The sequence below is a fragment of the Bifidobacterium aemilianum genome (assembly GCF_003315635.1).
Classification (GTDB): Bacteria; Actinomycetota; Actinomycetes; order Actinomycetales; family Bifidobacteriaceae; genus Bifidobacterium; species Bifidobacterium aemilianum.
Window position 1 is genome coordinate 1 of the sequence record NZ_PDCG01000074.1, and the last position, 455, is coordinate 455.

Here is a 455-nt window from a genome sequence, read left to right on the forward strand (position 1 = left end):
GGTGTGGGGGTGACATGGATGCTTTGTCCTGTCGCATCGAGCCATTTGAGTCTGGGCCAGGTGGCGTTGTTGGGGTTGATGGGTGTCAGATCGCTGATCTGGTTATGATCCAGATACAGCGTTTGAATTTCCGTGAGCAGTTCCACACCTGTGATATCGGCAATTGCCTTGTTGCCTAGATCAAGGTTGGTAGTGCTTTTCTGCATGGCCAGGGTAAATGTGTCAGATATGGATTTGCCATAAAGTGAAGCGATGCCTCTAGCGAAGTTGGCATCGGGGAAGCAGGCCGCTATGGTGTCGATGCCAGGCTGACACAAAGCTTTATTGATGATGGTGCCTGAGTAGGCGAAGGTGCCGGCTCCTCCGGCGGTGGTCCATGAGGTGTTCGAGTAGCTGCCTTGGTTGCTCCAGCTGTAGGTGTGTGTGCCGCCGTCGTTCCAGGTGTAGGTTCCGTC

General features: G+C 54.1%; 1 protein-coding gene. It reads right to left on the reverse strand.

Annotated features, from left to right (window positions below):
- A partial coding sequence (locus CRD60_RS08875) for a leucine-rich repeat domain-containing protein (RefSeq protein ID WP_161522227.1) occupies positions 1 to 455 on the reverse strand: 455 nt, incomplete at both ends.